The organism is Paenibacillus agaridevorans (assembly GCF_018604145.1).
GTDB classification, from domain to species: domain Bacteria; phylum Bacillota; class Bacilli; order Paenibacillales; family Paenibacillaceae; genus Pristimantibacillus; species Pristimantibacillus agaridevorans.
The window spans coordinates 1,959,537-1,981,727 of sequence record NZ_CP075889.1; the positions used below are offsets into that span (position 1 = coordinate 1,959,537).

Consider the following 22,191-nt stretch of genomic DNA (forward strand, 5'->3'; position numbering starts at 1 on the left):
CTGATTTTTCAGAATACTTTGTTAAGTTAGTCCATAAAAAGCAGGAATCTTTCTCATTCTCTCGAATAGTATTGTAAATGTGGAATCCATCCAACATTCTAGGGGAGGTACTATTCATGGATGTATTAAAGGTATCAGCCAAGTCCAATCCAAATTCAGTCGCAGGCGCATTAGCTGGCGTTCTGCGTGAACGAGGTGGAGCGGAGCTGCAAGCGATTGGCGCCGGCGCGCTCAACCAAGCGATCAAGGCGGTAGCGATTGCCCGTGGATTTGTGGCCCCGAGCGGGGTGGATCTCATCTGTATACCGGCATTTACGGATATTGTCATTGACGGAGAAGATCGCACTGCTATTAAGCTCATCGTCGAGCCGAGATAACAAGCGGCATACATGCATCGTTGTCGTCCACTGAGGCCTGTTTACAACGTAGACAGGTTTTTTGCTTTTTTACCACATAAGAATTTATAAGTTTCCAAGCATGCATTGGATAAGAAATTCTTATTGGCGATAAAACCCACCTTTGAACGCGGTCGTACATCTTCGAAAGGCCTCGATAGAGGTTTTCTCAGAAATGTATCGTTCGCCTTGTTTGGCAGCGAATAAAGAAGGAGGAATTTATCATGATCGATTTCCATTGCGATGTGCTTAGCAAGATGCTAAAGAACGACGCGCTTACGTTTCAAGGCGGGGCCGACGGGACTCTTGACGTCACCTATGAGCGGTTGCGCCAGTCTGGAACCATGCTGCAGACGTTCGCTATTTATATATCGCCTCGCCAATCTGCCAATATCGAACCTGTTCTGGAATCCGTCGATTTGTTCTACGAACGAATATTGTCATGCAAAGAGATGCAGCTTGTCACAAGCGCAGCTGATCTGGAGTCTTGTAAGGAGAGCGGGAAGACCGGCGCTCTGCTATCGCTGGAAGGCGTGAGCGGGCTGCAAGGGCGGCTGTCGATGCTTAGGCTGTTGTACAGGCTGGGCGTGCGGGCAGCTGGTCTAACTTGGAATGATGGGAATTGGGCAGCTGACGGCATCATGGAGCCGCGGGGAGCGGGGCTGACGGAAAAAGGTCGGGCGTTCGTGTCGGCATGCAATGAGCTTGGCATCATTGTAGATGTTTCCCACTTGTCCGAGCAAGCCTTTTGGGATGTAGCCGGACTATCGACGAAGCCGGTTATCGCATCCCACTCCAATGCAAGATCCGTCTGCAATCATCCGCGCAACTTGACCGACAGGCAGTTGCAGGCCATTATTCAGGGAGAAGGCAGAGTGGGGATCACCTTCGTGCCTTGGTTCGTAACGTCGGACCGGGAGGCATGCGTGGCGGATCTGCTGGGGCATGTCGAGCATATATGTGCGCTGGGCGGGGAGAAACATATTATGTTAGGCTCGGATTTCGACGGGATCGATTCCTATATGGCGGACCTCAAACATCCAGGCGAAGTGTATCGGTTAAAGGAGGCACTGCTGGCTCGTTATTCGGAAGTTCAAGTAGCAGGTTTTATGCAGAACAATGCCTTAACCTTTCTAAGTGAGAATCTCCCGGCCGTTTAGCGCAGCAACAATTCCATTACAAGCTATGCCATCTCATAATGGTATCATTATGATCGAAACATGTTATGTTTTAATTAAACGTTTACATATTGCAATTTGGCAGCTTCCAACATAAAATTGTTGTGACGATACAGCTTCTATTATATAATGGCTCAAGTTATCGAAGTTGTCAGGCTTTTTAACGATGCAGAGGAGATGGACATTTTGATTAGCCAATTGTCATGGAAGATCGGAGGACAACAGGGAGAAGGGGTGGAAAGTACCGACCGGATCTTCTCTACGGCGCTTAACCGACTAGGTTATTACTTATATGGATACCGTCATTTCTCGTCCAGGATCAAGGGCGGACATACGAATAATAAAATCAGAATCAGCACGAAGCCGATTCGTGCGATTTCGGACGATCTCGACATTCTCGTCGCGTTCGATCAAGAGAGCATTGATTTTAACGCGCATGAGCTTCGTCCCGGCGGCGTTATCGTCGCGGACGCGAAGTTTGGTCCCACCATTCCGGATGGCGTGAATGCAAGGCTGTTCGCCGTTCCTATCACGAAGATCGCTGAGGACCTGGGCACCTCGCTGATGAAAAACATGGTTGCGTCGGGGGCGTCCTGGGCGCTGCTTGGTTTGCCGCTGGAAGTGTTTAACAAGGCGGTCGAAGAGGAGTTCGGGCGTAAAGGTCCGGCCATTGTGGAAAAAAATATCGAAGCCGTAAAAAATGGCGCCGAGTTCGTCCTGGAGCAGGCTGGCGGTCCGCTGGATGACTTTAAGCTGGAAGAAGCAGACGGCAAACAAAAGCTGTTCATGATCGGCAACGAAGCGATCGGACTTGGTTCCGTCGCAGCGGGCTGTCGTCTTATGTCGGCATATCCGATTACCCCAGCTTCCGAAATTATGGAATATCTCATCAAGAAGCTGCCGAAGTTCGGCGGCACCGTCGTGCAGACGGAGGACGAAATCGCCGCGGTCACGATGGCGATCGGCGCGAATTACGCCGGCGTAAGAACGATGACAGCTTCTGCCGGACCAGGCTTGTCACTTATGATGGAAGCGATCGGCTTGTCCGGTATGACGGAGACGCCGCTTGTTATCATCAATACGCAGCGTGGAGGTCCGTCTACGGGTCTGCCTACCAAGCAAGAGCAATCCGACCTTAATGCAATGGTCTACGGCACGCACGGCGAAATTCCAAAGATCGTTATCGCTCCGGCGTCGATCGAGGATTGCTTCTACGATATGGTCGAGGCGTTTAACCTGTCGGAGGAATATCAAGTGCCGGTCATCGTCATGACGGATCTGCAGCTATCGCTAGGCAAACAATCTTGTGAGATGCTGGACTTCTCCAAGGTTGAGATTAATAGAGGCAAGCTGGTGAAGGAGACTCCGCCGCTGGAAGGTCACGAACTGTTCAAACGTTACGAGCTGACGGAGGATGGCATTTCGCCTCGCGTGCTGCCGGGCGCCAAGGGCGGTCTGCACCATGTTACAGGCGTCGAGCACGACGAGGTCGGCCGTCCATCGGAGAATGCCGATAATCGCCGTAAGATGATGGACAAACGGCTTGGCAAGCTGAACGGCCTGCAGGTTCGCGATGCGCTGCGCATTGACGCGCCGCATGAGAACCCTGATCTGCTGATAATCGGGATGGGCTCCACCGGTGGTACGATCGACGCGGCGAGAACCAAGCTGCAGGAGGACGGACTGACCAGCAATCATATTACGATACGTCAAATCCATCCATTCCCGACGGAAGCGCTGACGCCTTACTTGCAAAGCGCCAAACGCGTTGTCGTCATCGAAAATAATGCAACAGCACAGCTTGCGTCGCAAGTGAAGATGAACGCCGGATTCGGCGACAAGATCAAAAGTTTGTTGAAATACGACGGTAATCCGTTTCTGCCGCTCGAAGTCTATCAAGCTTGTAAGGGGATGAGCGAAGATGGCAACATTTAAGGAATTCCGCAACAACGTCAAGCCCAACTGGTGTCCCGGCTGCGGAGACTTCTCCATTCAGGCTGCGATTCAGCGTGCAGCGGCTAATGTGGGATTGGAGCCGGAGCAGCTGGCCGTTATTTCGGGTATTGGCTGCTCCGGAAGAATCTCCGGTTATATTAACGCGTATGGCCTGCACGGCATCCATGGGCGAGCTCTACCGATCGCGCAAGGCGTTAAGCTGGCCAACCGCGAGCTGACCGTTATCGCATCCGGCGGCGACGGCGACGGGTTCGCGATCGGCATGGGCCATACGGTCCACGCGATTCGCAGAAACCTCAATATAACGTATATCGTCATGGATAACCAGATCTACGGCTTGACGAAGGGGCAGACGTCCCCACGAAGCGCGGAAGGCTTCAAGACAAAATCGACGCCAGAAGGCTCCATCGAGTCGACGCTCTCCCCGCTGGAGATCGCCATGTCGGCAGGAGCAACCTTCGTTGCCCAATCGTTTTCCAGCGATCTTAAGGGATTGACCAGCCTTATCGAGCAGGGGATCAGGCATGAAGGTTTCTCGCTTATCAACGTGTTCAGTCCATGCGTCACCTTTAACAAGATCAATACCTACGATTGGTTCAAAGAAAATATCGTAAGCCTGGACGGATTCCCGGATTACGATCCAAGCAATCGCATGGCGGCCATGAACAAAATTATGGAGACGAACGGATTGCTAACCGGTCTTATCTACCAGAATACGACCCGCAAGTCGTACGAGGATATGATTACCGGCTTCAAGTCCGAAGGATTGGCCAATCAGGAGCTTGCTATTACGGAAGAGCAGTTCAATCAGCTTGTCTCGGAATTTAAATAAATGGTATGATGGGCATACGGTCATATAGACCGTATGCTTTCTTTTATTTTTGGGATTATAGCGGGAAGGCAATCATTAATAAATAAATAGCGGAGTGGTGAATAGCATGGAAAAAGAAGTGCCCGTAGGCGTATCGGCGAGACATATCCATCTCTCGCAAGAGCATGTGGAATTATTATTCGGTTCGGGTTACGCGTTGACGGAGATGAAGCCGTTGTCGCAGCCCGGTCAATATGCAGCGAACGAAACGGTAGCCGTGATGGGACCGAAGGGCTCGTTCCCGAAAGTCCGCATTTTGGGACCCGCGCGCAAAGCTACGCAATTGGAAGTATCGCGCACGGACGCATTCGCGCTTGGGGTTAATCCTCCGGTGCGGGAGTCCGGCAACATCGCAGGCTCCGCGAGCATCACGATTCAAGGTCCTGCAGGCGAATTAACGATTGCGGAAGGCGTAATCGTAGCCGCTCGCCATATCCACTTCCATACGAGCGACGCAGAGAAATTCGGCATACAAGATAAAGCTCGGCTTCGCGTTCGCGTAGGCGGAGAACGCGGCGTCGTGTTCGAGCATGTCGTTGCTCGCGTATCGCCCGAATTCGCGCTCGATATGCATATCGATACGGACGAAGCGAACGCTGCCGGCGTCCGAAACGGCGATATCGCCGAAATTATCGACTAGCATGTTCTAACCAGGGAAAACCAAAAAGGCTGCATGTCTGGAATGCAAAAATTCCGGCATGCAGCCTTTTCTAAAGATCGTTAATGGCCCATCATCATGGTGACTTCCGGCCCCTTGCTTTCGCCTTCTTCGTTCGGCTGCTGCTTCGGTCTACGAAGGACCAGCGCAACAAGAACGCCGAATACGCCAATACAAGCGAGCAAGAAGAAGGCGTCCCCGAAGGAAAGATATGCGACATCGGAGGCCGGGTGAGTCAAAGCGTACGATTGGTTCCTGTCTGCCAGCAGCGTGGACAATCCCGCTATGGCGAAGGAGCTGATGACCTGCTGGGCGGCGGCTGTTAGCGATGTGACCCGACCGACGAGATGCCTGGGTGCCGATTGAATAATATGCGTGTTCAGCGGCATCATGGAGAAGCCCATGCCTGCTCCGAGTAGAACCAGTGGAATCATGATTTCCGCGATCGTGGTCGACGCCGATATGCCTGACAGCAGAAATGCGCCAGTGGAGATCAGCAGCAGGCCGAACAATACGACGGGACGCGCGCCGAGTTTATCGAACAGCTTACCGCCGATCGGCATAAAGAGTCCGGCAGCGAGCGCTTGCGGCAGAAGAATAAGACCAGTCTCGAACGCGCTGTATCCTTTGGCCTGAATGAGGAAGACGGGGAACAGGAACAACGTGCCGAACAACGCGATCTGCACGATCCACTGGAGAATGATGCCTCTCGTGAAGTCGCTGGAACGGAAGACGCGAAGCTCGAGCAACGGCGAAGTACGGCGAAGTTCGACCGTGATGAAGATGATCAGGGAGATACCGCCTACGATAAGTCCGATCAGCGTCTCGGGAGCTGTCCAGCCGTTGCCGCCGCCATGTTCGCCGCCAGCAGAGCTAATGCCGTAAGCCAATGCGGCGAAAGCAAGCGGAGCAAAGATCATGCCGAGCGTATCCAGCATCGGTACAGTTTGCCGCTCCAAATTCGGCAGCGTGCGCAGACCGACGATAACGGCTACCACGCCAATGGGGAGGTTAATGAGGAAGATCCAGTGCCAGGTGACGTATTCGACGAGCCAGCCGCCTACAACGGGACCGAGCGCAGGAGCAAGCAGCATGGGAATGCCGATCATGCCCATGACGGCGCCTTGTTTGCCCGGAGGACTAAGCCTGTAAGTAAAAGCCATGGCGATAGGCGCAACCATGCCGCCGCCGAGACCTTGGATAATGCGGTAAGCGATCAGTTGCTCAACCGTGCCCGCGAGGGCGCATAGAGCGGAGCCCAACGTAAATAAGACGATGGACATGAGGAAAATGCGTTTGGCGCCGAACCGATCGGACAACCAGCCGGCTAGCGGAATTACGGCAGCCTGTGCGAGAGCGTATCCTGTAACGGTCCATTGCACAAGGGAGAAGCTGCTGCCGAAATCCTCCATAAATTGATTTAGCGCTACATTCATGGCAGTGCCGTCGAGAATGACCATGAACATCCCGACGATAATAGCGAGCAGAGGAAGCATGATCCCTCGAATCGACAATTCGCCGGGCGGCGTGTTTACTTTTACTGCTGACATTCTGATTCCTCCTACTCCGAATCCGGATCTCTTTCTCTGAGTTTCTTTCTTGTGGATTGACCTTACATGTCGACAAGGCTACAATGTAATTGAGCCACATGCAGCGGACAATTGTCCGCAAATAGAATCATATACAATGGGCAAGACGAAAGTCAATGCATTTTTTGAAAACAAGGAGTTATGCCATGTCTGCATCAGATCATACGAGATCGAAGGAAGAGCTAAGCCAAGCCATTCTGGATGCGGCTTCCAGGCTCTTTCTGGAGCAAGGAATCGAAACCGTCAGCATGCATCAGATCGCCAAATGCGCTGGTATCGGACAGGGAACGTTGTATCGCCGATATTCCAACAAAGCCGATCTATGCATGGCTATGATGCACGATCAATTCGAGAAGTTCAGCAAGGATATCGGCGCATATTTGCAAGAGCATGCGGCGGAGTCTCCTTGTGCGAAAATTCGGGAAGTCGTCGCTTATATCGTGCGGTTCCTGGAGAATAAGTGGAAGTGGATGGGGATTATTCAGTCACAGATGATTCATGAAGGCGTCAAGACGGGAGAAGATTTCGTACAGTCGCCGCCATACCGGTTCCTACATGAAGTTTTTGCTGCCTTGTTGAAGGAAGGCGCCGACGAATCCGATCCGCGTTACATTCACGCCGATTTTATCTCTCATTCTTACATCTCGGTGTTATCGCCGCATACGTGCAAGCATCTGGCTTTCACTAAAGGATATACGTCCGACAGGATCGTCTCTGAATTTGTAGACTCGTTCGTAATGCCGTTATTCCATAAGAACGGAAGAGAGCGATCCACGTAATCATAGATTCCGGCAAGCGATTATGGTATAATCATACATTGATGTTTCAATGTTTGTATTGATTCACCGCCCAAGGAGACATTATCGAACAGGGATGTGTGTGCATAGTGACGACTAAGGATTACTCCAAGTACTTTGATTTCTCCGATGCCAAGATTATAGGAGAAGATGACGGCGTAACGACCATCCGGATCAAGGGTCGCAACATTCAGCTTAACGCGGCGCCATCCCATACGGATGAGAAGAAACGCGGCAAAGAAGACATTAAGGTCCATTACGACTTCTCTATACCGGAAGAGCTTAGAACGATGGGCGTCGGCAAACATTACCTCATTCAGACTTACGGCTGTCAGATGAACGAACATGATACCGAGGTCATGCGAGGCATGTTTGAGTCCATGGGATATGCGCCAACCGAGGATCGGACGTTAGCCGACGTCATTTTACTTAATACTTGCGCCATTCGCGAAAATGCAGAGGACAAGGTGTTTGGCGAACTGGGACATTTGAAGATTCTCAAGAAGGAAAAGCCTGGACTGCTGCTCGGCGTATGCGGCTGCATGGCGCAGGAGGAGTCGGTCGTCGGGCGGATCCTGCAGAAACATTCGTTCGTCGATATGATCTTTGGCACGCATAATATTCACCGGCTGCCGCAATTGCTGCAATCCGCTTATTTTAGCAAGGAGCTTGTAGTCGAGGTATGGTCCAAGGAAGGCGACATTATCGAGAACATGCCCAAGAAACGGGAAGGGCTTCGGGCGTGGGTCAACATTATGTACGGCTGCGACAAATTTTGCACTTATTGTATCGTGCCGTATACTCGCGGCAAAGAGCGGAGCCGCAGACCCGAGGACGTCATTGCCGAGGTGCGCGAGCTGGCGCGGCAGGGTTATAAGGAGATCACGCTGCTCGGTCAAAACGTGAATGCGTACGGCAAGGACTTCGAGGATATCGAATATCGTTTCGGTCATCTGCTGGACGAGATTCGAACCATCGATATCCCGCGGATTCGGTTTATGACCAGCCATCCGCGCGATTTCGACGATCATCTCGTCGATGTGCTGGCGAAGCGCGGCAATCTGGTGGAGCATATTCATCTGCCCGTTCAATCCGGCAGCACGGAAGTTCTAAAGAAAATGAGCCGCAAATATACGAGAGAGAGATTTTTGGAGCTCGTAGCGAAGATCAAACATGTTATTCCCGACGCGGTACTGACATCCGATATCATTGTCGGTTTCCCGGGCGAGACGGAGGAGCAGTTCGAGGAGACGTTGTCGCTGGTGCGGCAGGTTCGATTCGAATCGGCGTATACGTTTATCTACTCGCCTCGCGAAGGGACGCCGGCCGCCGCCATGGAAGACAATGTGCCGATGGAAGTCAAGAAGCAGCGGCTTCAGCGGCTGAATGCTTTAATCGCGGAAATTGGCCGCGAGAAGCATGAAGAGTTGATAGGCGAAATCATTGAAGTGCTTGTCGAGGGCGAGAGCAAAAACAATCCAAACGTATTATCCGGACGCACCCGCACCAATAAGCTCGTTCATCTGGAAGGGCCTAAATCGTGGATCGGAACGTTCGTTCAGGCGCGCGTCGTCGAGGCGCAAACCTGGTATATCAAAGCAGAGCCTGTCCATTCGGCTTCGAAAGAAGCCGTTAGTTAACGTAAATCGAGGAGAGATTACTGATGGGAGTACAAGGCGGACATACTCACGAGAACGGAGTGGCATGCAGCCACGTTGGCGGCACGACGGATATTCCATCGTACCATACGCTCGACCTGATCGTGAAGGAAGATATTATGGCGAAGACGAAGGAGCTGGCGGAGGTTATCTTCAATTCCGCCGAGGTTCAGCAATATCGGAAGGCAGAGCAGCAAATTAACGATAATGAACGCGTTAAATCGCTGATCGGTCAGATCAAGAAAAAACAGAAGGAAGTCGTCGCCTTCGAAAAGACGTTCAAAAATCCCGACATGGTCAAAAAAATCGAAGCGGAAATGGAAACGCTGCAGGATGAGCTGGACGGCATTCCGATCGTCGCCCAATTTCAGCAAAGCCAATCCGACATCAACTACTTGCTTCAACTTGTCGTTACGGTTATTCGCGACACGGTCTCCGAGCGTATCAATATGGAAGACGTAACACCGGAAGAAGATCCGGAGACTTGCAGCGACTAAGTTGCATTTCATACGAAATGGCGGTGCTGGGGGATCTCCAGCACCGCCATTTTTTTACCTAATAATCATTGTTTCGTGATGACTGGCAGACGGTGCGCCAGCTGAGCTGCTGCGAATTCGTAAAATGACCGATGCAAGTCCAATCGCGACTGCCGCGCCAAGCGCGGACTTGATGGCATCTCCTAAAATAAACGGATAAAAACCAGCGACCAATGCTTCATGAAGCGTGAAATCTAGGACCTTCATCATCCAAGGAATACCGAGAACATAGGTAAGCAAGGAGCTCAAGCCTTCCATAATTACGAAAAGCACGATAGCCGCGACGGCCTTGTTCCGCATCAGCCTCTCGTTTTCCAGCATTTTGCCGACCACGAGACTCATGAACATGGCGCAGAACGGAAAGGCGAAGATAAAGCCGCCGGTTGGCCCCAATAACAGCGATAATCCGCCTTTGCCTCCGATGAGAGGCAATCCTGTTGCAGTCAACGCGATGACGGCAAGTATACTGGCGAACGCTTGCTTCGGCTTCAGGAACAAACCGGCAAGGATGACGGCAAAGGTCTGCAGCGTAATGGGGATAGGCGTCAGCGTCAGCTTCATCTGCTGCAAGCTGAGAACGATAAACAAGGCGGAGAAGAGAGCTGTGAACACTAAGCTGCGAATAGATAGTACATTTTTCATCATATAGCTCCTTTATGCATTTTATGTAGTTGCAACTTTATTGTTAACCATTTATCATGAATTGTGGTTAACGATTTGAATTCTATCACAGCGTTCCAACATTGTGAAGAGGTCGGGGTGATTTTTTTTGGGAGCGGAGATCATCGTCCGTGGAACGAATTTGAGCTTGTCGGCGATATCGCCTAATGGCAGAGATCGAATCGCGATTCTCCATTCGGTGAACTTCACCATCAAGCAGGGGGAGTGGATTACGGTAATCGGCGGCAATGGAAGCGGGAAAAGCACGCTTGCCAAGGTTATCGCCGGCATGCCTCTTACGGGTGTGTCGGGGCGTCTGGAGAAAAGCGCCAAGTCAGGACCTTCGACGCCAATCGTGCTGCAGAATCCAGACGCTGGCCTGGTCGGAGCAACGCCATGGGAAGACGTAGTCATTATGATGGAGCAATGGGGTACCGTGGAGGGCGGTCGAATACCGGAAGCAGCTGAGAATGCGCTAAAGAGGTTGGGGTTGGACGACAGGTTGCGGCAGGCGCTTGATACTTTATCCGGCGGCCAGAAGCAATTAACCGCGATCGCGGGTTGTTTGGCCGCGTCGCCTAACTTTATTATTTTGGATGAAATAACGTCCATGCTGGATCCGGATATGTCCCGTGAAGTGTATAAGCAGGTTCGGCATCTGCATAAGGCCGGCATGACTGTGTTATGGATCACGCAGAAGCTGGAGGAGCTGGAAGGGAGCGATACCGTCTGGGTCATGTCGGGCGGCGAGATGGCATACGAAGGCACAGGCCTCGGATTGTTCCGGAGAAGCGGCCCCGGAGCATGCGACAGCCCCTCGGAAAGATATGGATTCGAAGCTCCATATTCCGTTCAGGTCGGCTGGGAGCTGGAAGTATTGGGCGTTCCCGCGCAGGACATCCCTTTGTATCTGGAGAAGCTTCAAGAGGCGGTGGGCAGCAGGTGACCGATAATTGGACGTTTAGGCGCGTGTCTGTTTTGGCGGATGACCACGCAACTCCATTGCTGCATGATGCGGATGTCGAATTTCATGCCGGTCAAATTACGCTTGTCATCGGCGCCAACGGAGCCGGCAAATCGACGCTGCTAGAGACAATCGCAGGCCTGCGCAAGCCGGCAAGCGGCGATATTCGTCTGGGCGGTCAAGCGTTGTGGCTGTCAAAGCGCAGGCAGCCGCTTAACCGCGAGGTGCTGCTGCGATTCGGAATCGCCATGCAGCAATCGGAATCCCAATGGTTCGCATCGAACGTTCGAGAAGAATTATTTTATTCCTTGAAGCCATATGGCGATTACGAGGATTCAGAGAAAGAGCGAAGGATTTATGCGGCATTGGAAGCGGCGGGTTTGGCCCCCGACCTGCTGGAGCGGGATCCGTGGACATTAAGCGGGGGGCAGCAGCGCAGGCTTGCGCTTGCTTGTCTTCTTGCCTGCGAGCCGGATTGGCTTCTTCTGGATGAACCGACGGCTGGTCTGGACACAGGCGGCAGAGCCATCCTATGCGAGCTTCTGAGAACCTATCGATCTCAAGGTCGCGGAGTGATCATAGTGACTCACGATCTGGATACGTTTCTCCCGCTGGCGGACGACGTGCTGGTCGTGGAGGGGGGGACCGTCCGTGATGCGACATCGAATGAGCGGACGATGCGTGAGTCGCCTCGCGACATGGCACTGCGCCTGACGAATGGCAAACTTGAAGGAAATGCGCCTCAGAGAACCAAGAGTGATGTCCGCAAGACTGTACAGGAAGCAGCAGCAGGGAATCAACGAACGCGGCCGGCATGGCAACGACCGCATACGTTCGATCCGCGAGCGGTTGTATTCGCTTATCTGTTGATGTCAACCATTCTACTTCTGCAAGATTCCCTGCTCCAGTTAACCTTATCCGCAATTGTAGTCGCAGCAGCAGTCGCACCGTTTTGGCCGCTGTTCCGTCACTGGCTGCCCGTTATTCGAGGATATGCCATTCTGTCGGCCGTGCTCATTCTGATCGGCGGCCTGTCGTTCGAGCCTTTCTCTCTGGAGTGGGGGCGAGTGGAGACAACCGCAACCCGGCTTCTTCAGCTCATGTTCGTCATGGTGCTGGGAATGCCTATACTCGGTCTAATGACGCCTCTTAGGCTGCAGCGAGCGCTGGACCAGACGTTTGGCTGGCTGTCGAAGCTTAAGGTTCCCGTTGGTTCCCTGACGTTGCTAGTGACGCTTATTTTCCGATTTATCCCCTTGCTGATGCGGGAATGGGGCCGATTCGGCAAGCTTGCCCGGGCGAGGGGCAAAGAAACGACGGCTTCCGGCGGCATTCCCGCCAAGCGAATACATCGCATGTTAATGCCATATCTGCGAGCGATGCTCCGGCTAGCGGAAGAGATGTCCGGCGCGCTTGAAGCAAGAGGCTTTGACAGGCCGCGCGGCAACCCCGTGTACGGATTCAAGCTTAAACCGGGCAGGGCGGATGCCTGGCTGCTGGCCGCGGCGATAGGATGCTGTTCCATCTTGTATTTTGTTGGTGGGCTGCTTTAACGAGGTCTGGCTGATTCGAAAATGGGGAAGTCCATAGCGGAGTTATTATGGATCCAGCGATCGGCCTCCTCTATCCATGCGCCGCCTTCATCAGCCAGTACGACCTTCCACCCCATGGTTTCCGCTATATCCAGATTGCCCCTCTGGTCATCCACGAACAAAACGTTGGACCGGGACGGCAATAAACTCGCGGCGTGAGCAAACAGCTCGCGCTGCGGTTTTTTCCAGCTTTGTTCGCTCGAGATGACAATATGCGTCAAATAACTTCGAACGGGCTGCAACAGAGGCGTGACCCAAGACAACAAATGATTGCTTAAAATATGCAAGTCCGCCGCACGGCTCCACTCCGGCAATCGTTGAAGCGCCGGAAGCGGCGACAGACATTCCGCAAGCGTGTGCTTCGCTTCCGATGGACTCAACTTCGGCGCTTGATCCTGCAGCCATCCCCAAAATTGCTCCTCCAGGATTTCCCCTCTCCACAATTTCGAACTGATCTCCTGCTTATAAATTTTGTACAGCGTTGAATGTTCCACTTCGGCAGCCTCCGAGACAAGCATCCAGAACTTCGGCGAGAGATTGGCGGCAAGCACGCCGCCGATATCCAGCACAAGCTGCGGGCGGGTCGCAAGTTCTTCGGACCTGCCCCGCGGCTCATTCGATTTGTCTGATGATGATACGGGAAATTGCGGATGGCTTGTGAAACTTCGAGAAGTCGATAACGCTCGCATAAGGTTAAACCTCCTGGTTGTCGGAAAAAGAAATAGCTGAGTTGCGGCGTGATGTTGTATAATCAACGCATTCTAGTTCAAGGGCAAGTCCTTCTTCTGGCGTAAGCTGCCCCGCCTGCGATCGGCCCAAGACCAGCGCCACACAAGCGCCGAAGCAGCGGCGGCAAGCAATGCGCCGAACAGGAAGCCGCTGTTGAGGCCCCAATTTTCGTTCAACCAGCCGGCCATAAAAGGACCGGAGAACATCCCGATGGCGTACAACGCTTGATACAAGCCCATGGCTGTAGCTCTCCCCGACTTGTCGACATCGCGAATGGCCATGCCGAGCAAAAGCGGCATGTGAAGTCCTTGCGCCAGACCGTTTAAGGCTTGCGTCGCGTAAAGCCATTCGATGGAGGGCGCCATGACCATTGCCGCGGTGCATATGCCGCTGATGATGAAGCCGGCCGCGATCGTGCTCCAGTAACCGAAGCGGGGCACAAGCCAAGCCGGGCTGCTGAACGAAGCAATGGCGTGGGGAAGCATAAACGAGAACACTAGAATCGTCAGCTCCGTGCCGGACGCCCCGAATTCCTGAGCCTTGAGCGGGGTAAAGCCGAACATGGTGATAAACAATACGCCATGAGCCAGAACAGATAACAAGGATACCCGCAGCAATGTTGCATTACGCACGACAGTTGCGATCTGGGCGAACGACATCCCCGATTGCCGCTGCCCGCTCGTGTCCGATTCGCGCAGAAGGAAAGCAAGCGCCAGCCCGACAGCGGCAATAACGGCGCCAAAAATGAAAGGCGCGGAAGAGCTGAAGCCGTCGTTCAACCAGCCGCTGAGCAGCATGCCCAGCATCTGGCCGGACACGGTCATCAGGCTGATGTTGCCCATCGCGCGGCCTGTGCCGCCGCTGCCGAAGTAACCTGCATACATGACCGTAAAGGCGACCCAAGTGGATGCGCACACGCCGGCAATGACACGACCTGCCAGGGGCCACATCCAGGAGCCGGGAACCAGGAACAGGAGACAGCTGGCAATGGCGGTCAGCATGCCGAGCAAAATGAATGGCTTGCGGCGTCCCCAGCGGTCGGAGAGGATGCCAAGAGGGAATCGTACGAGCATCTGCACGAAGCCGTAGCTGCCGAGCACGATGCCGATGAACTGCAGGGAATAGCCGCTGTCCTTTAGATAGGGAGACAGGGTAGGGACATAGATGTACATCGAAGTCCAGTACAGGACGGTAACCGCCATAAATAAGCCGCGTTGCGCGGCGCTAATCGTCGTCATTTTCGAAAAGCTCCTCTCTGATATCCAATGGTAGCGGAAGGGAGCCGCATTGGCAATATACAAGAGGTATGCAAAGGAGGCTGAATCTATGTTTCGAGTGGTGCTTGTCGATGATGAAGCGTACTTCAGGCAAGGATTGAACGAGCTGATCGGTTGGGAGAAATGCGGGTTTACCGTATGCGGCGAATCCGATAATGGAGAAGACGCCCTGGAGATGATCGTCCAGGATCCGCCGGATCTGGTCATTACGGATATCCGCATGCCTGTCATGGACGGACTCGCCCTCGTTCAGAGAGCGGTGCAGGTCCATCAACTGCCGACAAAGTTTATTATTGTAAGCGGTTACGATGAATTCAAATACGCCCAGCAAGCTGTCAAATACGGCGTATGCGATTTCATTCTCAAGCCCATCGACGAGACGGTCCTGGAAGCGACGCTGCTCGAACTAAAGGAAAAGCTGGAACTGGAAGCCGCGGCCGCCAACCAGCAGCAGCATCGGCTCGGCAGCGAACGAATCGCAGCTTTAATCAAAGGGGAGTGTTCTGTGGAAGAAGCCGAACAGTGGCGAGCGTCGATGGAGCTTCCGAAAGTCGGTCACCTATACTATATGTTTGTGGAAATAAATGATAGCGATTCAGCACTTTTAAACCCGGGCAGCTTATCCGTCCTGGACGTGCGGCAGCTCACGCTTGCGACGCTGAAGGAGATCGCCCCTTCCATGCCCGCGCTTCACACCTACGAGCATAGGGGGAGATTGGGGGTCGTCGTGGCAGAGGCGTCTCTTCCTGAGTATTGGACCATAGAGAGACTTGCCAAGTCGCTGCAGAGCAGACTGCAATCGGCGGCCGGAAGTCCCGTCTGCGTGTTTGTCGGCCATCCGGTAACGCATCTGTCGGAGCTCAAGGAGGCATATATCAGCGCAAGAGAAGCCATGTTGTACAAATACATGGACGAGAGGAGACTCGTGTTCCTGCATGAGGAGCTGCGCTCCAAGCCTCTGCAGTACATGATCATGGATCATACGTTATTCCAAGGTCTTAAGGAAGGCATGGAGGAGAATAACGACGCGGCGATCCGGCAGGCGGTAGAAGACATCTTCTTGCAGTTCCGGGATCGATGTTATGTACCGGAGGCAGTGAGGACCAGCCTTCATCGGTTCGTATCCGAAGCGTTGTCGACGCTGGAAAGCATGGAAGCCGATGTAGGGACAATGACGTACAGGGAACCGATGATTTCCTGGTATGACCGCAACGTAACGGCGGCGACGCTCAAGTCGCTGATCCAAAGCTTCGTGCTGGAATGCTCGCAGCTTGCTGCGCGTCAACGCAAGGAGATGGCGGGAGGCGGCGTGCAGAAAATAAAAGGTTATATTGACGCAAACTTTGCCACGAACATTAATTTAAAGTCGATCGCGGCGAAATATTATATGAACCCGGTCTATCTCGGACAGCTTTTCAAAAAAACGTACGGCACCTATTTCAACGACTACGTCCTGCAGCTAAGAGTCGGCGAAGCGAAGCGGCTGCTCAGGCTGACTGATCTTCGCGTCTACGAAATCGCGGAACGGGTCGGCTTCAATAATGCCGAATACTTCGTGTCGCAATTCGAGAAGCTCGAGCGCATGACGCCGACGGAGTATCGCAACAGCTTGCGCTGAACAGAAGGAGGAGCATGGCGATGATAGCCAAATGGCTAAACGGAAACAAGATCGGCATTCACCATATCAGGCTTCGCAATAAAATGATGATCGTGTACATCTTCTGCGTATTCCTGCCCATCCTCATCACGAACATCGTGTTTTATCAGGTGACGAGCGAAAACGTAAAGCGGCAGAATCTGGAAGATACGACTCGGGCGCTGGAGCAAATAAAAAATCAACTGCTGACGGAGCTGGACGGCGCGATTAACGTCTCCTCCGGATTTTTTACCGACAACAAGCTGAACGAGCTGCTGGAGAACGAATATAAGCGGCCGGCCGACTATATCGAAGCCTACGATTCCTACTTTCGCCGCATACTGAACAGCTACACGCCGATCTACGCTTCGGTGCAGAATATCAAAATCTATCTCGACAACCCGACGCTGCTGCATTCCGGCGGTATCGGGTATTTGTCTCCCGAGATCAAGGAGAGCGAGTGGTACCTTGCATTAGGCGGTCCGTCATCGAATGCAACCGCTTTTGTTCGTTCGCCGCGCGAGGATCTGTTGATTGCCAGCGGCGACGGCGTCGCCGTGAACACATTTAGTCTGGTGAGAAGAATGAATTATTTTGACTCGTTAAACAATTGGGAGAAGGTGCTCAAAATCGAGCTCAAGATGTCTTCGATCCATACGATCTTCTCCAATCTGAACGTGCAGGGAAATGTATACCTCGTTAACGGAGAAGGCGAAGTAGCTTATTCCAACAATACGGAAACGGATTGGTTCACCGTTCGTCAACCATTCGACCAGCTTCGGTTTCCGACGGATTCGGTGCTTCTTCGGACAAGCTACCCGGCGGGCAGCCTGCTGGGCGATTGGCAGATGATCGCGGTCGTATCGGAGAAGGACATTTTCAGCGAGCTGCGAAAGTCCCGGGAGTTCGTGTATTGGATGTCCGGCATCAATCTAATCGTGCCTACGCTTATTATCGGCTGGATTGCCAGATCCATCACGGCCAGGCTGGGCAATATTCTCCGTTATATGAAGCGGGTAAAAAATCAGCATTTCGATACGATGCATCAGGTAGAGAGCAACGACGAGATTGGCCAGTTGACGGGCGAATTCAACCGGATGACGCTGCAGATCCGGAGTCTGATCAACGACGTATACGTCGCCGACATCCGGCAGAAGAGCCTGGAGCTGGAGCGGCGCAAGGCGCAGCTGAACGCGCTGCAGAGCCAGATCAACCCGCATTTCCTGTTTAATGCGCTGGAGACGATCCGAATGCGGAGCGTCATCAAAAAAGAAACGGAAACGGCTAAAATCATTCATAACATGGCCAAGCTGTTCCGCAGCGCCTTAACGTGGAAGCGCGATATGGTTACGGTCAGAGAGGAGCTGGAGTTCGTCAATTGCTTCCTGGAAATTCAACAATACAGGTTCGGCGATCGCCTGACCTTCGATCTTGACGTTGACCCAGCTGCCGGAGAGCTGCTTATCCCCAAATTTATTTATTTGCCGTTTGTCGAAAATGCCTGTATTCATGGCGTAGAGCAAGTGAAAAAAGGCGGCCATATCGATCTTCGCATTTATTCGGAAGAGGGGATGGTGCACTTCTCCATCCAGGACAACGGCGGCGGCATGCCACCGGAGCAGATGGACAAAATACGCTCCTATCTGGCGGAGGAGGAGGAGCTTGGCGAGCGAATCGGCGTTCAAAATGTTATTTATCGGCTTAAGCTCATCTACGGCCAAGAGTTCCAGTTCGACATAGACAGCGAAGCCGGGTTTGGAACATCCGTGCGTATCGGAATTCCGGTAGCACGAAAAATGAACCTCTAAGTGCAAGTTCAAAAAATTCGGTTTTCAGCATCGAAAATTTCTAAGATTTTTATAGTAGGAACTAAAGTTATGGGGGTCATCAGCGCTCCCCTTCGAAGTTACAATGAAAGTGCTTTCAAATATTCGTACAGGGGGCAACACGATGAAGAAACGATTTCTCGTATCGGCAGTAAGCGTACTTACGTTAACCTCGCTCGTCGCATCGGCTTGTTCGGACGGCAATTCGAAGTCGGAACCGACCAAAGCGCCGGCAAACAATGCGGGCGGACAGGCGACGGAAACGGAGAAGCCGCTGGATAAGGTGACATTTACGTACTTCAATGGCGCCGGTGCCGCCAAGGACATTAATACGAACGAAACGACGATCGGCAAAATGCTGGAGGATCAGACCGGCGTAAATTTTAAAATCGAAAATTTGGTTGGCGATCTAAATACCAAAATCGGAACGATGATTGCCTCCAACAAATATCCGGATGTCATGATCCCGGATGCCGCAATCGACGAGGTATTGGGCGCGGGGGCATTTATCGACCTGACGGACTTGATCGAGGAGCATGGTCCGAACATTAAGCGCGTATACGGACCTTATTTTAATCAGATGAAAGCGGAAGACGGCAAAATTTATTTCCTGCCCTTCTCCAACGTAGTCGGCGAATACGTGCCGGATCCCAACATTAACCAAGGCGCGTTCTGGGTGCAGCGCCGGGTGTTGAAGGAAGCGGGTTATCCGCAAATCAAAACGCTGGACGAATACTTTAATTTGATTCGCGATTACGCGTCCAAGCATAGCGGAGAGGATTTGACGGGATTCGTATCGCTGACGCACGACTGGAGATTCTTCGCGACCTCCAACCCGCCGATGCATCTGGAAGGGTTCCCGAACGACGGCGAGGTCATCGTGGACATGAACACGTTCGAGGCCAAAACCTATTCCGCTGCGGACTCGACCAAAAGATGGCTATCCGAGCTGAATAAATTGAATGCGGAAGGCCTGTTCGACAAAGCTTCGTTCGTCGACAATTATGACCAATATCTGGCGAAGCTGTCCTCTGGCAAGGTGATCGGATTCTTCGATTACGGCTGGCAGATCGCCAACGCGCAGAACGTGCTCAAGGATGCCGCCAAAGCGGATCCGGCCAAAGACGACTTCGTGTACTTCCCGCTGCCGGTTACCTTCGACGGGCAGAAGGATCAATACCTGGATCCTCCGGGCTTCGTGAAAAACCGCGGCATGGGCATTACCGTCAGCGCCAAAGATCCGGAAAGAATCATCAAATACCTTGACAACCTGCTGACGGAGGAAAACCAAACGCTGAAAAGCTGGGGAATTGTGGGAGAAACTTACGAAGTGGATGCAAACGGAAGGTACTACCGCACCGCTGAGCAAATCAAAAAAATCGATGAAGCGTTCCGCGAGAAATTCGGCTTCAAATACTATGATTGGAACTGGCCGCAATACGGCACGAACTCCACGCTAGCGAACGGCAACGCTTTTGCGCCTGGTCTGCAGCCTGAAGTATTCCAGATGGACCTTACCGATGCGGATAAAGTCATTCTGGATAAATACGGCGCTCAGACATATGCGGAAATGTTCGCCGCTCCGGACGATCGCCCGTGGTTTCCGGCTTGGGGCATTCCGAAGGAGCAGGGCTCCGCTCCGCAAATTTATGAAACGAAGAAGACGGAAATCGTCAAAAAGTATTTCCCTAAACTCGTTCTCGCCAAGCCAGCCGAGTTCGAAGGCATCTGGAACGAATATTTGGGCGAATTCGGCAAGTTGGACACGGCTGATTACGAGGCGTTCGTTACTACCGAAGTGAAGAAGCTGATCGAAGCCGCCAAGTAACCGAGGCGATATTTATGGCGATGCTTGGAGAGGCCGACCTGACGCCTGCTGCGCGGGCTCGGCCTCTCGCGCGTCCGAATTACCATGCAAGCCGGAAGGAGAGAGACAGGATGGAGAAACACGCTGCGGGCTTGGCATCTGGGACGGTACCAAGCAAACCGCCGTCTGGCATCAAATCGTTCCTCATTAAACTAGGCAGACAACATCCGCTTATTGTCATGTCCGTCCCGTTCCTGATTTGGTTGTTCATTTTCAAATACGTGCCGCTATGGGGTTGGACGATCGCATTCCAGAAGTACAAGCCGGCGCTTGGTTTCTGGGATCAGGAATGGGTAGGGCTTCAGCATTTCCGCTTTCTGTTCGAAGACGAACGTTTCCTTCGCGTCCTTCGCAACACGCTCGCGATGAGCGGCATCAATCTGGTGCTGGGATTCGCAACCGCGATTACATTGGCGCTCCTGTTGAACGAGCTAAGGCAAGTCGCGTTCAAGCGACTGGTGCAAACGGTCAGTTATTTGCCGCACTTCATTTCGTGGGTAGTCGCGGCCGGGATCATCCAGACGACTTTATCGCCCGATGGCATCATTAACGAGCTGTTGATGAAAGCGGGATGGATCAAGGAGGAAATATTGTTCCTTGGCATTCCGGAATATTTCTGGAGCATCTTCGGCGCCGGGACAGTGTGGAAGGACGTTGGCTGGAATACGATCGTCTACCTTGCCGCCATGACGATGATCGACCCCGCCCAATACGAGGCGGCGGAGATGGACGGTGCGGGCCGGTTCAAGCGGATGTGGCATGTGACGCTTCCGGGCATCAAGCCCGTCATCGTCGTCTTGCTCATTATGAATATCGGCTACCTGATGGAATCCGGCTTCGAGCCGCAATATTTGCTTGGCAACGGAATGAACATCGACTTTTCTGAGAATCTTGATATTTTCGTATTGAAATACGGCATTGCGCAAAGCAACTTCTCGCTCTCCATCGCGGCGGGAATGTTCAAGACGATCGTCAGCTTCATCCTTTTGTTCGCCGCGAACAACATCGCGAAGAGGCTGGGCGAAGCCAGATTGTATTAGAAGGAGGGAGCCGGATGGCCGGAATGACAATCAAGGGATTCAAAAAACGGAGCAGAAGGCCGATGTCGCTTGGCGACCGCATGTTCGAATACGGCAACTTTATCTTCCTTACGCTGCTGATGGTCGTGACTTTGTACCCGTTCCTCAATACGCTGGCCGTGTCTCTGAACAACGCCAACGATTCGATTCGCGGAGGCATCTATCTTCTGCCGCGGATATGGACGATTGAGAATTACAAATACGTGCTGGGAGAAGCGACGATCTTCCACGCCACGATGATCTCCATCTTGCGTACCGTTATCGGCACCGTCCTGACAGTGTTCTGTTCCGCGATGGTGGCGTATACCGTAAGCAGACAAGAGTTCGTGCTGCGGAAATTCGTGACGATCGCATTCATTCTGACGATGTATATTAACGGAGGGCTTATCCCGAACTTCTTGCTTATCCGGGATTTGGGATTGATCGACAGCTTCTGGGTTTATATCTTCCCAGGCTTGATCGGCGTATTCAACCTCATCATCATACGATCCTTCATAGAAGGTCTGCCGGAGAGCATACTGGAATCTGCCCGTATCGACGGAGCGGGCGAGTACCGCAACTTCTTCAGCATCGTGCTGCCGCTCAGCACGCCGGTGCTGGCAACCGTGGCGCTCTTCAGCGGCGTCTATCAATGGAATCAATGGTTTGACGTGTTTTTGTACAACTCGTCCAATGTCGAATTAAGCACCTTGCAATACGAACTGCAGAAAATATTGCAAAATTCCAACGCATCGATGACGTCGAAATCGGCAAGCGACGGGTTCGCCAACGTAGGCCAGCAAGGCTCGGGGGTTACGCCGTTCTCCATACGCGCCACAATGACGATTGTCGCTTCTCTCCCGATCATCATGGTATATCCGTTTCTGCAGAAGTACTTTGTAAAAGGCATGATGGTGGGCGGCGTGAAAGGCTGACAAGGTTGT

General features: G+C 52.7%; 19 protein-coding genes. 15 read left to right on the forward strand and 4 right to left on the reverse strand.

The window, feature by feature from the left end:
• Nucleotides 1–116: 116 nt before the first annotated feature.
• The 5 genes from KJW29_RS07930 to pduL all read left to right on the forward strand — a co-directional run bounded on the left by KJW29_RS07930 (nucleotide 117) and on the right by pduL (nucleotide 5,040).
• A complete protein-coding gene (locus tag KJW29_RS07930) occupies nucleotides 117–377 on the forward strand; it encodes a stage V sporulation protein S (RefSeq protein ID WP_006036664.1) in 261 nt (86 codons plus the stop codon).
• Nucleotides 378–598: 221 nt separating this feature from the next.
• Nucleotides 599–1,555: a dipeptidase gene (locus KJW29_RS07935; protein WP_343222831.1), complete on the forward strand. Its 957-nt coding sequence runs from the start codon at nucleotides 599–601 to the stop codon at nucleotides 1,553–1,555.
• 204 nt (nucleotides 1,556–1,759) lie between these two features.
• The gene (locus KJW29_RS07940) at nucleotides 1,760–3,508 is read left to right on the forward strand and encodes a 2-oxoacid:acceptor oxidoreductase subunit alpha (protein WP_214629345.1); all 1,749 of its coding nucleotides are present in this window, start codon (nucleotides 1,760–1,762) and stop codon (nucleotides 3,506–3,508) included.
• A complete protein-coding gene (locus tag KJW29_RS07945; protein ID WP_214629346.1) occupies nucleotides 3,495–4,361 on the forward strand; it encodes a 2-oxoacid:ferredoxin oxidoreductase subunit beta in 867 nt (288 codons plus the stop codon). The genes KJW29_RS07940 and KJW29_RS07945 overlap by 14 nt, the downstream gene beginning before the upstream one ends.
• Before the next feature lie 106 nt (nucleotides 4,362–4,467).
• Nucleotides 4,468–5,040 carry a phosphate propanoyltransferase gene (pduL, locus tag KJW29_RS07950; protein ID WP_214629347.1) on the forward strand — a complete coding sequence of 191 codons (573 nt, stop codon included), beginning with the start codon at nucleotides 4,468–4,470 and terminating at the stop codon, nucleotides 5,038–5,040.
• Nucleotides 5,041–5,120: 80 nt separating this feature from the next.
• Here pduL and KJW29_RS07955 read toward each other — a convergent pair whose 3' ends face one another.
• Complete coding sequence (locus tag KJW29_RS07955) at nucleotides 5,121–6,608, reverse strand: MDR family MFS transporter (RefSeq protein WP_214629348.1); 1,488 nt, start codon at nucleotides 6,606–6,608, stop codon at nucleotides 5,121–5,123.
• A 185-nt stretch (nucleotides 6,609–6,793) separates the two neighbouring features.
• On the opposite strand from KJW29_RS07955, the gene KJW29_RS07960 reads away from it, so the two are divergent.
• The 3 genes from KJW29_RS07960 to KJW29_RS07970 all read left to right on the forward strand — a co-directional run bounded on the left by KJW29_RS07960 (nucleotide 6,794) and on the right by KJW29_RS07970 (nucleotide 9,599).
• Nucleotides 6,794–7,426, forward strand: coding sequence for a TetR/AcrR family transcriptional regulator (locus KJW29_RS07960; protein WP_214629349.1), 633 nt, complete (start codon nucleotides 6,794–6,796; stop codon nucleotides 7,424–7,426).
• A 107-nt stretch (nucleotides 7,427–7,533) separates the two neighbouring features.
• Nucleotides 7,534–9,084 (forward strand): tRNA (N6-isopentenyl adenosine(37)-C2)-methylthiotransferase MiaB, encoded by a 1,551-nt coding sequence (gene miaB, locus KJW29_RS07965; protein ID WP_246608635.1) that lies wholly within the window; start codon nucleotides 7,534–7,536, stop codon nucleotides 9,082–9,084.
• A gap of 23 nt (nucleotides 9,085–9,107) precedes the next feature.
• Entirely contained in the window at nucleotides 9,108–9,599 is a 492-nt protein-coding gene (locus KJW29_RS07970; RefSeq protein WP_214629350.1) for a YlbF/YmcA family competence regulator, read from the forward strand.
• Between the two features lie 54 nt (nucleotides 9,600–9,653).
• Here KJW29_RS07970 and KJW29_RS07975 read toward each other — a convergent pair whose 3' ends face one another.
• Entirely contained in the window at nucleotides 9,654–10,283 is a 630-nt protein-coding gene (locus KJW29_RS07975; RefSeq protein ID WP_246608636.1) for a biotin transporter BioY, read from the reverse strand.
• A 124-nt stretch (nucleotides 10,284–10,407) separates the two neighbouring features.
• Between KJW29_RS07975 and KJW29_RS07980 the strand changes: the two genes are divergently transcribed.
• Nucleotides 10,408–11,244, forward strand: coding sequence for an ATP-binding cassette domain-containing protein (locus KJW29_RS07980; RefSeq protein WP_214629351.1), 837 nt, complete (start codon nucleotides 10,408–10,410; stop codon nucleotides 11,242–11,244).
• The gene (locus KJW29_RS07985; protein ID WP_214629352.1) at nucleotides 11,241–12,815 is read left to right on the forward strand and encodes an ATP-binding cassette domain-containing protein; all 1,575 of its coding nucleotides are present in this window, start codon (nucleotides 11,241–11,243) and stop codon (nucleotides 12,813–12,815) included. The genes KJW29_RS07980 and KJW29_RS07985 overlap by 4 nt, the downstream gene beginning before the upstream one ends.
• Here the strand turns inward: KJW29_RS07985 and KJW29_RS07990 are convergent.
• Together KJW29_RS07990 and KJW29_RS07995 are read right to left on the reverse strand one after the other, a co-directional pair.
• Nucleotides 12,812–13,543, reverse strand: a complete 732-nt coding sequence (locus KJW29_RS07990) for an HAD family hydrolase (protein ID WP_214629353.1) — start codon at nucleotides 13,541–13,543, stop codon at nucleotides 12,812–12,814. The genes KJW29_RS07985 and KJW29_RS07990 overlap by 4 nt on opposite strands.
• Nucleotides 13,544–13,615: 72 nt before the next feature.
• On the reverse strand, nucleotides 13,616–14,821 hold the full coding sequence (locus tag KJW29_RS07995) for an MFS transporter (protein WP_214629354.1): 1,206 nt from the start codon (nucleotides 14,819–14,821) through the stop codon (nucleotides 13,616–13,618).
• 88 nt (nucleotides 14,822–14,909) lie between these two features.
• On the opposite strand from KJW29_RS07995, the gene KJW29_RS08000 reads away from it, so the two are divergent.
• From KJW29_RS08000 to KJW29_RS08020, 5 genes are all read left to right on the forward strand, one after another.
• Nucleotides 14,910–16,478 (forward strand): response regulator, encoded by a 1,569-nt coding sequence (locus KJW29_RS08000; protein WP_214629355.1) that lies wholly within the window; start codon nucleotides 14,910–14,912, stop codon nucleotides 16,476–16,478.
• Between the two features lie 20 nt (nucleotides 16,479–16,498).
• The gene (locus KJW29_RS08005; protein WP_214629356.1) at nucleotides 16,499–18,304 is read left to right on the forward strand and encodes a sensor histidine kinase; all 1,806 of its coding nucleotides are present in this window, start codon (nucleotides 16,499–16,501) and stop codon (nucleotides 18,302–18,304) included.
• A gap of 142 nt (nucleotides 18,305–18,446) precedes the next feature.
• A complete protein-coding gene (locus tag KJW29_RS08010; protein WP_214629357.1) occupies nucleotides 18,447–20,150 on the forward strand; it encodes a type 2 periplasmic-binding domain-containing protein in 1,704 nt (567 codons plus the stop codon).
• A gap of 110 nt (nucleotides 20,151–20,260) precedes the next feature.
• The gene (locus KJW29_RS08015; RefSeq protein ID WP_214629358.1) at nucleotides 20,261–21,229 is read left to right on the forward strand and encodes an ABC transporter permease; all 969 of its coding nucleotides are present in this window, start codon (nucleotides 20,261–20,263) and stop codon (nucleotides 21,227–21,229) included.
• 14 nt (nucleotides 21,230–21,243) lie between these two features.
• Nucleotides 21,244–22,182 (forward strand): carbohydrate ABC transporter permease, encoded by a 939-nt coding sequence (locus KJW29_RS08020; RefSeq protein WP_087570880.1) that lies wholly within the window; start codon nucleotides 21,244–21,246, stop codon nucleotides 22,180–22,182.
• Nucleotides 22,183–22,191: the final 9 nt, after the last annotated feature.